Origin of the sequence: Variovorax sp. TBS-050B (assembly GCF_029893635.1) — a bacterium.
GTDB lineage: Bacteria > Pseudomonadota > Gammaproteobacteria > Burkholderiales > Burkholderiaceae_C > Variovorax.
The window spans coordinates 292,372-305,086 of the sequence record NZ_JARXYR010000001.1; the positions used below are offsets into that span (position 1 = coordinate 292,372).

Genomic DNA, 12,715 nt, shown 5'->3' on the forward strand with positions numbered 1-12,715 from the left:
TCGGCTCCCGTCCCCCACCTGCCGCACGGCGGCGCGTTCCTTTTTGCTTTTCATGGCTGCTTCCCCATCGACCCGAATTGTTTCTGCCCAGGGCCTGGAAGCGCCCGCGGTGACCCAGCGCGGCACGCGGCAGAAGGCCGCGATCCGCGCGGTGATCGACGGTGCCGCGCGGCCGCTGCTGCCGCAGGAGATCCTGGAGGCCGCGCAGCAGGAAGTGGCGGCGCTGAGCATCGCCACCGTCTACCGCAACCTCAAGCTGCTGGCGGAGGCGGGGCAGATCCGCAGCGTCGAACTGCCGGGCGAGGCGCCGCGCTACGAGTCGGCGCGGCACGGGCACCACCATCACTTTCAATGCCGCTCCTGCAGCCGCGTCTTCGACGTGCATGCATGCCCGGGCGATTTCTCCGAACTGGCGCCGAAGGGCTTCCGCGTGGAGTCGCACGAGCTCACGCTCTACGGGCAGTGCGCGGACTGCCGCAAGCGGGCTGCTCCCGCGGCGGGCGCGGCGAAGAAAGGCTGAGGGACGGCCGCGCGCCCCTCAACGGCCGGCGAGGGGGCCGAGCAGTTCCTCGTCGAGCCAGCGCTGCAGCCAGCGGCCGGCCGTTTGCGCGGCATGCTGTGCCTGCTCGGGATCTTGCGTGGCCAGTCGGCCGCAGACCTCGGCGAAGCTCGCGCCCCCATGCAGCAGCTGCAGCGCCTCGCATTCGTCGCGGCCGATGCTGCGGAAATGCGGCTGCAGGCCCTTGCGCCACACCATCACCGTCTGCGCTGCCGCGAGCGCCTGCACGGGCGGCGGCGTGTCCTCTTCGTCGAGCGCGAGCCAGAGCGCGAGGGTGTTGTGCCGCTGCACGAGCAGCGTCCAGGTCGGCACGGGCGTGAAGCCCACGTCCGCCCATGCTTCGGGCGGCAGCGCGGCCAGCTCGTCGCGCGTCAGCACAGGGCTGTCGCGACCGTCGAAGGCGCGCCGCAGCGCCCAGTCCATCTGCGCGAGTTCGGCGCGCACGGGCGCTTCGGGGCAGGCCTGCTGCAGCCACTGCGAAAAGCCGGCCCCGTAGTCGTTGAGGTTGCGGCACTGCGAGGGGTGGGCTTCGATCCAGGCGAGGGCGAGCGGCTCGAACACCGCGTCGCCGAGCCAGCGCGCGAGATGGCCATGGCTGTCCTTCAGCGCATCCAGTAGCCGCAGCCGGTAGCCGTTGCGGTAGATGGCCAGGCGCCGCGCGATGCCGATGCCGCCGCCCTGCAGGCTGGCGGCGACCGCCTCGTCGCCGTGCAGCAGGTGGGCCTGCAGTGCATGCTGCAGCGTGGCCAGGCCGGTGGGGGCGCCGTGGCCGTTCATGCGGCCTGCCGCAGCGTGTCGGCCGCGATGCGGCGCGCGATGTCGAGTTCGGCCAGCAGTTCCGCCAGCGGCGGAATGTGGTCGTCGCGCTCGATCATCGTGGCCACGGGGCCGAAGCGCAGAAGCGCCGCGCGGTAGAGCGCCCACACCGGGTCTGCGACCGGATGGTCGTGGGTGTCGATCAGGTGGTCGCCGTGGTCGGTGTGGCCCGCGAGGTGGAACTGCCGTACGCGTTCGGCCGGCATGGCGCGCAGGTAGTCGAGCGCATCGAGGCCGTGGTTGACGGCGCTGACGTGCACGTTGTTGAGGTCGAGCAGGATGAGGCAGTCGGCCTGCCGCGCCACCTGCGCGAGAAATTCGGATTCGGGCATCGTCGACGCGTCGAAGCTCAGGTAGCTCGACACGTTCTCGAGCAGGACGCGCTGCCCGAGGAACTCCTGCACCTGCTGCACGTGGCGCACCACGAGCCGCAGTGCTTCCTCGGTGTAGGGCAGCGGCAGCAGGTCGTGCGTGTTCCGGCCGTGCACGCCGGTGAAGCACAGGTGGTCGGAGATCCACATCGGCTGCACCCGCGTGGCGAGTGCACGGAGCCTCTCGAGGTAGGCGGGGTCGGGGCCGTCGACGCTGCCGATCGACAGCGACACGCCGTGCATCGCGAGCGGATAGCGCTCGCGCATCGCATCGAGCATCGCGAGCGGCTTGCCGCCGGGCACCATGTAGTTGTCGGAGATCACCTCCAGCCAGTCCACGCGCTGCGGCGCGGCGAGGAAATCGTTGTAGTGGGCCGTGCGAAGGCCCAGGCCGAATCCGGGCGCCCGGCCCGGCTCGGAGGCAGGCGCCGCGGGCATGGCTTACTTCTTCGCGACGATGTCGCCGATGACGCCGTTCTTCGACAGGCATTCGCCGGCGGTGGCGGCCTTGAAGCCGTGGCCCTTGCAGGCGTTCTGGCCCTTGCAGGCGTTCTCGGTGGTCTTGCAGTCGGCCGTGCCCTTGCACTGGTTGACGCCGTAGCAATGCACCTTGTCGCTGGCGGCGATGGCGGCGCCGGTGCTGCCCTGGGGCGCGGTCGCCGCGCAGGCCGAAAGCGCGAACATGGCGGCGGTGCCGGCGAGGGTGGCGGCAAAAGAAGGCTTGGTCATGTATTTCTCTCCGAATGGAATGGTTGAAAAAGCCGCGCCCTCCATACCGCGCGGCAGCACCTTTGCAGGGCACGCAGGCCGGCGATCCACCGTGGCACCGCTGACATGCGCGGTGTCAGTTCGACGCCTTGTGCCGAGGGGTTACAGAGATCGACGAAGTTTTTCTTTCCAGGGGTGCGAAAGCGTTAATCAAAAAGCTGTATCGATGCTTCGCTAATTCCAATGGCTTATGGAAAGAATTCACGGATCTCCAAAGAATCCATCCACTCGTTAATTCGAGTCACGCTGAAGTAACGACCTTTAAATAGATTAACGATTGGTCCCGCGCGGCGTCGAAGGCCGAGCCCCATTCGGGCGCGTGGATCGATCCATCCATCCGACCAGAAAGGAAGCTTCATCATGGCAGTCGACATGTTCATGCGCGTCGAGGGCGCGAACGGCGAATCCAAGGACTCGAACCACAAGGAGTGGACGGATATCCGGTCGTTTGCATGGGGAGCGACGCAGCCAGGCAACATGGTGAGCGGCGGCGGGGGCGGCGTGGGCAAGGCCAGCTTCAACGATCTGCAGGTGATCGCACGCATCGACAAGGCGGCGCCGTCGGTGCTGAAGAACTGCGCGAGCGGCAAGCACCTGAGCAAGGTGGAAGTGTCGGTGTGCAAGGCGGGCGGTTCGCAGATCGAGTACACGCGCGTGACGCTGGAAGAGGTGCTGGTGACGTCGGTGCAGTACTCGGCCGAGCAGGGCAGCGAGGCGGTGCTGGTGCAGTACGCGTTCCAGGCCGCGAAGGTCAAGCAGCAGTACTGGGAGCAGACCGACAAGGGCGGCAAGGGCGCCGAGACGGTGCTGGCCTGGAACATCAAGGAAAACCGCGAGGGCTGAGATCCTCATGCCACAAGGCACTGCGCTCGTGCGTGTTCTCAGTGTCTCGTCGCCCGCCATGCCCGCGCTGGGCGGCGAACCGGCGCTGGAGCCCGTCGCCATCGAGGGCGACGAAGGCCTCAGTCGCCTGTTCCGCTACACCCTGACGCTGGCCACGCCCGAGCAGCCCGGCTACAACGAGCGCCAGGCCGCCAACGTGGCCGTCAAGCAGCTGGTGGGCGAGCCGCTCATCGCGCACATCGTGCTCGACGGCCGCCCCGGCAAGGGGCCTGCACAGCGCCATCTCGCGGGGCTGGTGACGCGCGTGCGCTTTCTGCGCCTGGAGAACCGCCGCGCGCTGTACGAGGCGGTGATCGAGCCCTGGCTCACGCTGGCCACGCGCACCAGCGACTACCGCATCTTCCAGAACCAGAACGTGCTGGACATCGTCAGGGAGGTGCTCGGCGAATATGGATTGCCCTTCGACGTGCGTGCTACGCGCAAGTATCCGTTGCGCGAGTTCCAGGTGCAGTACGGTGAAAGCGATTACGACTTCGTCGCACGGCTGCTGCATGAGTGGGGTCTGTATTTTTTCTTCGAGCACGAAGAGAAGAGCCACAAGCTGGTGATCGTCGACGACATGACTTCGCACCAGCCCTTCGCTCATTCGGGCTACAAGGTTGTTCCTTTCCACGCAGCGGAGGCCACTGTTCGCGAAGAGCACTGCGACCGCTTCAATGCTTGCGAAGAGTTGCAAAGCGGTCGTTGGGTGACCGACGACTTCGACTTCAAGCGTCCGAAGGCCGACCTGCAGCAGGTCAGCGCCATGCCGCGCAGGACGGCGCAGAACACCTGGGAGCGCTACGGCTGGCCGGGTGACTACGTGGTCGAGTCCGAGGGCGAGCAGCTGGTGCGCACCCGCATGGAAGAAGCAGGGAGCCGGGGCGAGCGCGCCAGTGGCTCGGGCAACCTGCGCGCGGTGGTGCCCGGCTGCCTCGTCACGCTCGAGCGCCATCCGCACAACGAATCGAACCGCCAGTACCTCGTGACCGATGCACGCCTGCGGCTGCAGGACGTCGGCGACGCGAGTTCGCAGCAGGAGTTCGAGTGCCGCGTCGATTTCGAGGTGATTCCCGCGAGCAAGGTGTTCCGGCCGCCGCCGCCCGCCGTGCCGCGTCCGCGCACCACGGGCCCGCAAACCGCCATCGTCACCGGCCCCGCAGGCCGCGAGATCTGGACCGACGAATACGGCCGCGTGAAACTGAGCTTCCACTGGAACCGCTACTGCACCAGGGACGAGAACAGCTCCTGCTGGGTGCGCGTGTCCTCGCCCTGGGCCGGCACCAACTTCGGCGGCATCCAGATTCCGCGCATCGGGCAGGAAGTGATCGTCGATTTCGAAAACGGCGACCCGGACCGGCCGATCGTGACCGGCCGGGTCTACAACGCCGACAACATGCCGCCGTGGAAGCTGCCCGACAACGCCACGCAGAGCGGGCTGCTCACGCGCAGTTCCGAAGGCGGCAGTGACAGCAATGCCAACGCGCTGCGCTTCGAAGACAAGAAGGGCGAGGAGCAGGTGTGGCTGCATGCCGAACGCAACCAGGACATCGAGGTCGAGCATGACGAGACCCATTCGGTGGGCCGTGACCGCAGCAAGAAGGTTGGGCGCAACCAGATGGTCACGATCGGCATGACCTACATGCACAACGTGGGCCTCGCCAAGATGGTGAATATCGGCCTGGCCTATTCCTTCAACGTCGGCATGCTGCGCAACACCGTCGTCGGCATGATGGACAACACCATCGTCGGCAAGACCCAGGCCGCCCATGTCGGCGAGAAGTACCTGTTGTCCGTCGGGGGTGACAAGGGCAGCCACATCGAGATGGATGGCAAGACCATCTCTCTGCGCGTGGGTGCATCGGTCATGCAGCTCAAGGCCGACGGCTCGATCGCGGTGACGGGAAAGAAGATCAACATCACCGCGCAAGGCGACGACGTCACCGTGAACGGCAACAACATCTGGCTCAACCCCCAAGGCGGTCAGGCGGCGTTGCAGCCGTCGGCGGTGCCAACGCCACCACCGGCCGAACCTGCGGACAGTCCCATGAGCAAGCTCGGTGCACTGATGCAGAACCCGGGTTCCATGCTGGGTCAGGTCTCTCAGCTGGCCTCCGTTGCACAGCAGGTTGCCTCGATGGCGGGCAGCGGAGGCGGTGCTGCGAGCCAGGTCGGTCAGATCATCGGCGCCGCCTCGGCGGTCGCAGGCCGGGCCGGAGGGCCTGACGGCGCTGCGAGACAAGTCCTGAGGACCGCCACCGGACCGGGCGGCAGCCAGCAAGGGAATGCCTGATGGCGGGGCGCTCGTCCGTCATTCCTTCGCCGCGTTTGCAGCAGGTGCGCAACGCGACACGCTTTCCGCACTTTCAGTTCGACAAGATGGGCAAGGGGCGTCGGTTCTACGACGTCGTGATCCTCTGCGCGAGTCATGTGCTTGCGGCCGGCCGATTGATGGCCGCCGCCAGTCACCGCGGACCCGTCTTCGCGGACGAGCCTTGGGATCCCGCAGCGGCGGAGTTGTCCAGCCTGCGAAGGGCAACGGACGTCTTGTTGCGCAAGCCCGGCACCGACGTGTACATCACCGGAGCGGCCAGTGCATTGCACTGGACAGCACGATCCGACTGGTGGGTCGAGCTGCAGGTGTCGCGGCAAGGTGCGGTTCTGCTGCACAAGGCATTGCATCTCACGGGGCCGCGCGTCTGGCACTGGCATCCCGACCCCGAGCAGCGGACGTTGTCCGAGCCTGTTCCCACCCACGAAGTGCCGTTGCGATATGAACTCGCCTACGGCGGATGGTGGTTCGATCAGGGCGATGACCCAGAGGCGGCGCCGCGCATTCATGCGGCCAATCCGTCCGGGACAGGTTGCTTCGGCACGGCACTGCGCGAGCACCATCCCAAGGCACGGCAGGCTGCCGGACACGTGTTCCAGGGGCCGCAGATCGAAGTGGTCGATACACCGGTCCTGAGAGCCAATCAGAAGGACACGCCCGTTGCGGGGCTTGGCCCCATTGCACGCCACTGGCAGCCAAGAGCCGGGCTGGCCGGCACCTACGACGAGGCGTGGCAGCGGCGAAACGCCCAAGAGCCGTTCATGGACTACGCCGAGGACTTCGATGAACGGTTCTTCCAGTACGCCCCGGCCGATCAGGTCGTTCCGCATCACCTGGTCGGCGACGAGTGCTTGCGCCTGAGCGGTTTCTTCGCCTCCACCGAATCCATCGAGATGCAGCTGCCCCTCGTGGGGATCCAGGCGCTCTGCCGACGCGGCGACGGCTCGGAGTACGCCGAGCAGATGAAGCTCGATACCGTGCATCTCGACCTTGACGAGATGCTGGTTCATCTGACCTGGCGGCTCACCCTCGATCAGACAGCCGACACGGTGGCGGTCGATCTCGCCGAGCAGCCACTCGATGAAATCGCCCCTGCGGCCGGAGCGCGCCCATGACCATGGAAAAGCACATTGCCGATGCAGAGGCGCAGTTCATGGTCGTCAACATCGCCCCCGATTTCTGCATCGTCGGCAACCAGGTGATCCCCTTCGACATCGTGTCCATTCTTCCGCCCGAAAAGGCGGCCTACGCTGAAACCGTGTTCGCGCGGGGCGAGAAGGTATTGATGGTCGACAGCGTGGTGAAGGGCGTTGCCGGCAACGCCGGCCGCGGGGTGCGGTCCGGTGTCTCGCTGGGTGCCGGGAATGTGAAGATCGTTTCCGGCTCCCAGACGGTCTTCGTCGAGAGCCGGGCTGTCGCCCGCCACGGCGATCTGTGCGAGATGAACGGGGCTGCCTGATGGCAGAGATGCCCTCGTTCAACGGAAACGGAACCCCCGGCCGGCTTCTGTCCTGCCAGGTTCCGCGCCCCGCAGAAAAGCTCAGGAAGCCCGACGGGATCTGCGACGAGTTGCTGAACCGCCTCCGCCAGGAAAACGAGAGAGAACATGGATGGTTCTATCGGACCTTCATCCAAGGCCATGGGAGGCCGGTGGGTTCCGGCGAGACGCCGGAGATCAATTCGGCGCTGATGTTCCAAAGGGAGTGCAGGGCGTTGCCCGGCGAGATCGATAAAGCGATCCTGGACGACATGCGCCAGCGGGCACAAGGCGGGTTGCCTCCGGAACAATCGGTCAAGCTGAAGAACGATCTGAATATCCTGCAGCGCGTCTATCAGCCCGGGCAGTACCCCGATCTGGCACTGAGTTCCGCCGAGCAGGCCTGGGTCGACGAGAAGAACCTGTACGCCACCAACACCATGGGCATGGCGCTTCTGGGGCCGTTCGGAATCCCCGGACTGCTCACTCGCATGGGAGGAGGAAGTGAAAGTCAGGTGGCCGCGGCGAACGATGCAGGTGCGATGGCTTTCGACATGGCGACCGCGGGCGCGGTCAAAGGCACTGGAAAAGGGGCCGGCGCGCCGATCCGACAAGCAAATCGCAGCGCGCCCCGAGAGCCCGTCGGACCGGAGACCGAAGGCACCGTGGTCAGACGTCCACCTCGGAGGCGGCCCAGAAAATTGCGCGAGCCGCGTACTTACGAACGCAAGGTCGTCAATCCGGATGGATCGACGACCTATACGCTGAAAACAAAATCAGGCGAGACTTTCGACGTGACGTTCAGGGATGGGTATCCTGACTTGACGCCCTATCGTTATCAAGGGGATGCGGGGAAATGGCAGGTTCCCATCGAAGTGACAGGCAACAATGCCACGGATTTTCCTGCCGCCAACCGCGCTGCCGGTTTTGGCCAGGGTGCCTACAGTCATCCGGCGGGATATACCTGGCACCACGACGCAATCAGCAATCAAATGCAACTGATCCGTACGGACATCCATTCCGCAACTCCGCACACGGGAACCGCATCGGCGGCGCGCAATGCGGGCTCGCCTTGACCATGATGCTCCCTTTCACTGCCAGCACCCCCGCTGCACTCGACAGAATAGGGTTCGTGGAAAGAACGCTGGGGTTTGCCCTGCCGAAGGAATACATCCGGTTCCTGCTGACGTCCAATGGCGGCGACGTGCGGGGATTCGGCTGCGAGATCATGCATCCGGATCACGGCAAGATCGGCATCCCGCTCGAGCGATTTTTTTCCGTCGACGCTTCGAACGCAGACTTCGATTTGATCAGCAACTACAACTACTACACCGGCAGCCAGCGGATTCCCTCATGGTTTCTTCCGGTCGCCGTGGATGTCGGAACCAACATGATCGGCCTCGATGTCGGTCCCGGAGCCGAAGGTCCCGTGTACTTCTGGGACCATGAACGCGAGCTCCTGGACGAGAATGGCGTCTTTGAGGTGGCAGGGAGTCTTACCCGGTTCCTGCAGGCCGTCCAAAAAATGCCGTGAGGCAAATTCTTTCCGTCGGACTTATTGAATGAATTCAATCTTCGATTCTCTCGAGAAAAGCATCGGTTCGCCTTTGCCCCGCGCTCTCGTTTCCGCGGTGGAAAGCGAGTCGATCCCTCATGAAAACCTCATGTTTGAAACCGAGGACAAGAAGGTTGCCGGCTGGATCGTCGATTTCCTGGTCACGAAGAGTGCCATGCAGGAAGCCGAGAATTGTGAAACCGAATATCGAGAGTTTGCGTCCAGCGGATGGATCCCCCGCAATCTCCTGCCGGTTGCAGTGGTGGCGAACGGGGACAGAATCCTGATTTCGGTCGAAGGTACGGACGCCGGCAATGTTTATTACTGGGCATGGTCCGAAGAGCCGGAGCCGCCCACCAATTCGTACAAATACATGCGCCGAATCGCCTCTGGCTTCGATTCGTTTCTGGCAGGTCTGAAGACGGCGTGATGAGGTCGACTGCCTGACCTGGCGGTCTCAGCCCAGCAGCTCGAACGCCGCCTGCACGATCGGGCGCGCCCAGGCCGGCGTGGCCGCGAGCGCCTCGACGTCGCCGGCGCCGGGATACACGATGCGCCCCGCCTCCAGTTCGAGCACCAGCAGCGGATCGGCGATCTCGCCGCCCGGCGGCGCTTCGGCGCTGTTGTCGAACACCTGCAGCCGCGCGAGCTTGGGCAGCAGCTGGATCAGGTTGGCGCGCGATGCGGTCCAGCGCTCGCGGATCTTGGCTTCGGGAATGTCGTGCCCACCATGCGCCACCCGTGCGCGCACGCGCGCCATGTGCTGCTCGGGCGACGAGAGTCCGCAGAAGATCATGAGCACGTCGTGCGTCGCGGCCGCGCCCGCGAGCAGGGCAGGGATGGTGCGCGCGCCCAGCGTGGTCTCGAAGGCATGGCTGCGACCCTCGGCGATCGCCGCCTCCAGCCGCTCGCGGCCGTGCGTCCAGGCGCGGGCGTTCGCCTCCTCGGGCGTGATCCCGAGCTGCGCAACCAGTTCACGGGCGAAGCTGTCGGGATTGAACCAGGGCAGGCCGTGCTCTGCGAGCAGGGCGCCACCAACGGAGCTCTTGCCCGCCCCGTTGACGCCCGCCAGCACGAGGATGAAGGGGCGCGCGGCCGCCGCCATCAGAAGCTGTCGCCCGCCTTGGGACGGCGCCCGAGCCGGCCCTTGGCAGCGAACAGATCGGCGGCACGGCCCGCCGCGCCCGGCTGCTGCAGCACGCCCAGGCGCTCGTCGAAGCGGCGCGCGAGTTCGTCAAGCACCGACTGCTCGCGCGCCTTGAGCGCCTGCGCGTCCTCCACCAGTTGGTTGTAGGTGGCGGCAGTGAGCAGCACCATTTCCACCGTCGAGTGGTTGGTCACGGCCACGCTGCCCGATTTCTGGACTTGGCGGACCACGTCGCCCCAGCGGTTCTTGACCTGGGAGGCGTTCTGACGCGGCAGTTCATCGAGAGAGGGCAGGACGGCGGCCATGAGGATGCTCCTTTGGGGCCATTATGGCAAATATGGCAAAAATAGGCAGAGAAGCCTCGAACATGGCCTGTACGGCCGCGCGGTCAGCGCGCGGTCAGCGCGCAGCCGCGCCGGCGCGCCGCGGCCACACGCCCACGCTGAACAGTGCCCAGGCGACGAAGACCGGCTGGAACAGCGGCCGCAGCCAGTAGTACCAGGCGCCGAACGCCAGCCCTTCGACCGACTGCCCCTTGAGCGCGACGTTGATGTTCGCCGCCACCACGGCCACCAGCATCACCGCGAGCCAGATGCCCGCCTGGCGCTGCAGGTTCGGCCAGCCCAGGCGACGGTAGAGCGACGCGGGCGTGAGGAGGCCGATGCCGCCCGCCAGTTCGGCCGCGCCGGTCAGGTAGACCCAGCCCAGGGCGTGCGCCGCGAGCGTGTCGGGAATCATCGGCACGTAGCGGGTCGCCGCATTCGCGAAATGGTCCGAGCCGGTGAACATGAAGCCCAGTCCCATGCCCCAGCGCATCGCGCCGCGCAGGTCCAGCGGGCGGCGGACCAGGCGGGACAGGGCCCATGCCATCGCGGCGGCGACGGCGATCAGTGCGAGGAAACTCATGAGCCTTCCAGGTGGTGTTTACAATGGAAACATTGTGATGCCTGAATGTTTACACTGTCAACTTGAAGGGTCGAGCCGCGCATGAGCAACTCCTATCACCATGGCGACCTGAAGAGCGTGCTGCTGGACTATGCGCGCGAGCAGATGGAGCGCGCCAGCCTCGACGACCTGTCGATGCGCGAGATGGCGAAGGCCGTCGGGGTGTCGCACACGGCGGCCTATCGGCACTTCGCCGACCGGCGCTCGCTGCTCGACGCGGTGGCGGTGCAGGGCTTCGAGGAACTGATCGCGGGCTTCCAGGCGGGCATGCAGGCGGCGCCGGAGGGGCCGAGGTCCGGGCTCCGGGCCTGCGGCCTGGCCTACGTGGCCTTCGGCATGGCCACGCCGCGGCTGCTGGCGCACATGTTCAAGACCGTGGCCGAGCCGCAGGCCAGCGAAGCGCTGGTCGGCGCGGGCGCACGCCTCTTCGAGGTGCTGCTCGGGCTCGTGACCGAAGGGCAGGCACGCGGCGTCTTCCGAGGCGGCGACCCGCGCCACCTGTCGCACGCGTGCTGGGCCATGGTGCACGGGCTGGCCACCCTGCTCGGCATCGGCATGCTCAAGACGCCCGATGCCCGGCCGGAAGCACTGCTGCAAAGCGCCGGGCAGTCGATCGAGGTCTTCCTGGACGGCATGGCCTCGGATCGAGCCCGCGGCTGACCGCCGCGCGGGGCGCTGTCCGTCCCGCGGCGCCGGCGACGGAAGCTAGGCTGTGCCCGTCCTTTCTGCCGGCCTCCTCGCGAGGCCCGACCCGCCATGACCGCTCCCTCGGCCCACGAGCCCGTCGTCCATGCAGCAGCGCCCCGGCGCGAGGCCGGCTGGTTCACGCGTGCGCGCACTTCGGCGCTGGTGCTGATGGTGGTCACGGTACTGGCGCTCTACCTGTGCTGGAAGATGACCGAGCCGTTCGTGCCGGCCCTGGCCTGGGCGCTGACGCTCTCGATCCTCGGCGCACGCGTGCACCAGAGGCTGTCCGAGCGGTGGGGCAGGCCGAGCCTCGGCGCAGGCCTGGTCACGGCCGTGCTGTGCGTGCTGGTCGTGGCGCCGCTCGTCGCCTTCGCCCCCGTGGCGATGGACAGCGTGCGCGACGGCTGGGACAGCCTGCGCTCGGAGTCGGTGCGCAGCCGCGTGCAGGCGCTCGTCCGCAACCAGCCGGCGCTGGCGCCCGCGGTGGAATGGGTGTCGCGCCAGGCTCCCTCGGGCGAGGAACTGGCCAAGCAGCTCGCGCCGCGCGTGTCGGGTTTCCTCACCGGGTCGGTGTGGGCCTGCATCCAGCTGCTGGTCACCTTCTTCGCGTTGTTCTACCTGTTGCGCGACCGCGAGCAGGCACTGGTCTACCTGCGCTCGGTGCTGCCGCTGACGACGCCGGAGACCAACCGCATGTTCAAGCGGGTCTCGGAGGTGGTGCGCGCGAGCGTCCTCGGTACGCTGCTGGTGGCGGCGGTCCAGGGCCTGCTCGGCGGCCTCATGTTCTGGTGGCTCGGTCTTCCGGCGCCGCTGTTCTGGGGTTCGGTGATGTTCCTGCTGTCGATCCTGCCGCTGCTCGGCGCGGCGGTCGTCTGGGTGCCGGCGGCCCTGTTCCTGCTGCTCGAAGGCCACTGGGAAAAGGCCCTGGTGCTGACCGCCTGGGGCTCGATCGTGGTGGCGCTCATCGACAACCTGCTCTACCCGATCCTCGTGGGCGACCGGCTGCGGCTGCACACGCTCGCGGTCTTCGTGGCGATCGTGGGCGGGCTCGTGGCCTTCGGCGCGCCGGGCGTGGTGATCGGCCCGCTGGTGCTCGCGGTGACCGCCGCGATCGTCGAGATCTGGCACGACCGCACGCGATCAGGCCGCGCGGCCGACGCGGCGCCGCCCGGCTAG

The 12,715-nt window shown here is 66.6% G+C and carries 16 protein-coding genes; 10 read left to right on the top strand and 6 right to left on the bottom strand.

The genetic code is table 11. The features are described from left to right. Nucleotides 1-52 precede the first annotated feature (52 nt). Nucleotides 53-520: a transcriptional repressor gene (locus M2165_RS01395; RefSeq protein ID WP_280812872.1), complete on the top strand. Its 468-nt coding sequence runs from the start codon at nt 53-55 to the stop codon at nt 518-520. An 18-nt stretch (nt 521-538) separates the two neighbouring features. On the opposite strand, the gene M2165_RS01400 is transcribed toward M2165_RS01395, so the two are convergent. From M2165_RS01400 to M2165_RS01410, 3 genes are read right to left on the bottom strand one after another with little or no spacing between them, the layout of a single operon-like run. Further along, nucleotides 539-1,336: a DNA-binding domain-containing protein gene (locus tag M2165_RS01400; RefSeq protein ID WP_280812873.1), complete on the bottom strand. Its 798-nt coding sequence runs from the start codon at nt 1,334-1,336 to the stop codon at nt 539-541. Further along, nucleotides 1,333-2,184, bottom strand: coding sequence for a DUF692 domain-containing protein (locus tag M2165_RS01405; RefSeq protein ID WP_280812874.1), 852 nt, complete (start codon nt 2,182-2,184; stop codon nt 1,333-1,335). Before M2165_RS01405 ends, M2165_RS01400 begins: the two co-directional genes overlap by 4 nt. 3 nt (nt 2,185-2,187) lie before the next feature. Next, nucleotides 2,188-2,475: a hypothetical protein gene (locus M2165_RS01410; protein ID WP_280812875.1), complete on the bottom strand. Its 288-nt coding sequence runs from the start codon at nt 2,473-2,475 to the stop codon at nt 2,188-2,190. A 399-nt stretch (nt 2,476-2,874) separates the two neighbouring features. Between M2165_RS01410 and M2165_RS01415 the strand changes: the two genes are divergently transcribed. The 7 genes from M2165_RS01415 to M2165_RS01445 are packed head-to-tail and all read left to right on the top strand — an operon-like array spanning nt 2,875 to nt 9,190. After that, entirely contained in the window at nt 2,875-3,357 is a 483-nt protein-coding gene (locus tag M2165_RS01415; protein ID WP_280812876.1) for a type VI secretion system tube protein Hcp, read from the top strand. A gap of 28 nt (nt 3,358-3,385) precedes the next feature. Next, nucleotides 3,386-5,689 (top strand): type VI secretion system tip protein TssI/VgrG, encoded by a 2,304-nt coding sequence (gene tssI / locus M2165_RS01420; RefSeq protein ID WP_280812877.1) that lies wholly within the window; start codon nt 3,386-3,388, stop codon nt 5,687-5,689. Further along, complete coding sequence (locus M2165_RS01425; protein ID WP_280812878.1) at nt 5,689-6,843, top strand: DUF2169 domain-containing protein; 1,155 nt, start codon at nt 5,689-5,691, stop codon at nt 6,841-6,843. Before tssI ends, M2165_RS01425 begins: the two co-directional genes overlap by 1 nt. Next, a complete protein-coding gene (locus tag M2165_RS01430; protein WP_280812879.1) occupies nt 6,840-7,187 on the top strand; it encodes a PAAR-like domain-containing protein in 348 nt (115 codons plus the stop codon). Before M2165_RS01425 ends, M2165_RS01430 begins: the two co-directional genes overlap by 4 nt. An 8-nt stretch (nt 7,188-7,195) precedes the next feature. Further along, on the top strand, nt 7,196-8,281 hold the full coding sequence (locus M2165_RS01435; protein WP_280812880.1) for an HNH endonuclease: 1,086 nt from the start codon (nt 7,196-7,198) through the stop codon (nt 8,279-8,281). Between the two features lie 2 nt (nt 8,282-8,283). Next, nucleotides 8,284-8,739 (top strand): SMI1/KNR4 family protein, encoded by a 456-nt coding sequence (locus M2165_RS01440; protein ID WP_280813157.1) that lies wholly within the window; start codon nt 8,284-8,286, stop codon nt 8,737-8,739. 28 nt (nt 8,740-8,767) lie between these two features. Next, nucleotides 8,768-9,190: an SMI1/KNR4 family protein gene (locus M2165_RS01445; protein ID WP_280812881.1), complete on the top strand. Its 423-nt coding sequence runs from the start codon at nt 8,768-8,770 to the stop codon at nt 9,188-9,190. A 27-nt stretch (nt 9,191-9,217) separates the two neighbouring features. On the opposite strand, the gene M2165_RS01450 is transcribed toward M2165_RS01445, so the two are convergent. The 3 genes from M2165_RS01450 to M2165_RS01460 form a co-directional block, all read right to left on the bottom strand. Further along, nucleotides 9,218-9,865 carry an AAA family ATPase gene (locus M2165_RS01450; RefSeq protein WP_280812882.1) on the bottom strand — a complete coding sequence of 216 codons (648 nt, stop codon included), beginning with the start codon at nt 9,863-9,865 and terminating at the stop codon, nt 9,218-9,220. After that, nucleotides 9,865-10,212: a type II toxin-antitoxin system prevent-host-death family antitoxin gene (locus M2165_RS01455; RefSeq protein ID WP_280812883.1), complete on the bottom strand. Its 348-nt coding sequence runs from the start codon at nt 10,210-10,212 to the stop codon at nt 9,865-9,867. The genes M2165_RS01450 and M2165_RS01455 overlap by 1 nt, the downstream gene beginning before the upstream one ends. Nucleotides 10,213-10,306: 94 nt before the next feature. Continuing rightward, a complete protein-coding gene (locus tag M2165_RS01460) occupies nt 10,307-10,813 on the bottom strand; it encodes a hypothetical protein (protein ID WP_280812884.1) in 507 nt (168 codons plus the stop codon). Nucleotides 10,814-10,894: 81 nt separating this feature from the next. Between M2165_RS01460 and M2165_RS01465 the strand changes: the two genes are divergently transcribed. Together M2165_RS01465 and M2165_RS01470 are read left to right on the top strand one after the other, a co-directional pair. Then, the gene (locus tag M2165_RS01465) at nt 10,895-11,512 is read left to right on the top strand and encodes a TetR/AcrR family transcriptional regulator (RefSeq protein ID WP_280812885.1); all 618 of its coding nucleotides are present in this window, start codon (nt 10,895-10,897) and stop codon (nt 11,510-11,512) included. 96 nt (nt 11,513-11,608) lie between these two features. After that, complete coding sequence (locus M2165_RS01470; RefSeq protein ID WP_280812886.1) at nt 11,609-12,715, top strand: AI-2E family transporter; 1,107 nt, start codon at nt 11,609-11,611, stop codon at nt 12,713-12,715.

Bases quoted from the DNA above. Each gene is read 5' to 3' on its own strand.
- M2165_RS01395 (WP_280812872.1), top strand. From the start codon at position 53: ATGGCTGCTTCCCCATCGACCCGAATTGTTTCTGCCCAGGGCCTGGAA.
- M2165_RS01400 (WP_280812873.1), bottom strand. From the start codon at position 1,336: ATGAACGGCCACGGCGCCCCCACCGGCCTGGCCACGCTGCAGCATGCA.
- M2165_RS01405 (WP_280812874.1), bottom strand. From the start codon at position 2,184: ATGCCCGCGGCGCCTGCCTCCGAGCCGGGCCGGGCGCCCGGATTCGGC.
- M2165_RS01410 (WP_280812875.1), bottom strand. From the start codon at position 2,475: ATGACCAAGCCTTCTTTTGCCGCCACCCTCGCCGGCACCGCCGCCATG.
- M2165_RS01415 (WP_280812876.1), top strand. From the start codon at position 2,875: ATGGCAGTCGACATGTTCATGCGCGTCGAGGGCGCGAACGGCGAATCC.
- M2165_RS01425 (WP_280812878.1), top strand. From the start codon at position 5,689: ATGGCGGGGCGCTCGTCCGTCATTCCTTCGCCGCGTTTGCAGCAGGTG.
- M2165_RS01430 (WP_280812879.1), top strand. From the start codon at position 6,840: ATGACCATGGAAAAGCACATTGCCGATGCAGAGGCGCAGTTCATGGTC.
- M2165_RS01435 (WP_280812880.1), top strand. From the start codon at position 7,196: ATGCCCTCGTTCAACGGAAACGGAACCCCCGGCCGGCTTCTGTCCTGC.
- M2165_RS01440 (WP_280813157.1), top strand. From the start codon at position 8,284: ATGATGCTCCCTTTCACTGCCAGCACCCCCGCTGCACTCGACAGAATA.
- M2165_RS01445 (WP_280812881.1), top strand. From the start codon at position 8,768: ATGAATTCAATCTTCGATTCTCTCGAGAAAAGCATCGGTTCGCCTTTG.
- M2165_RS01450 (WP_280812882.1), bottom strand. From the start codon at position 9,865: ATGGCGGCGGCCGCGCGCCCCTTCATCCTCGTGCTGGCGGGCGTCAAC.
- M2165_RS01455 (WP_280812883.1), bottom strand. From the start codon at position 10,212: ATGGCCGCCGTCCTGCCCTCTCTCGATGAACTGCCGCGTCAGAACGCC.
- M2165_RS01460 (WP_280812884.1), bottom strand. From the start codon at position 10,813: ATGAGTTTCCTCGCACTGATCGCCGTCGCCGCCGCGATGGCATGGGCC.
- M2165_RS01465 (WP_280812885.1), top strand. From the start codon at position 10,895: ATGAGCAACTCCTATCACCATGGCGACCTGAAGAGCGTGCTGCTGGAC.
- M2165_RS01470 (WP_280812886.1), top strand. From the start codon at position 11,609: ATGACCGCTCCCTCGGCCCACGAGCCCGTCGTCCATGCAGCAGCGCCC.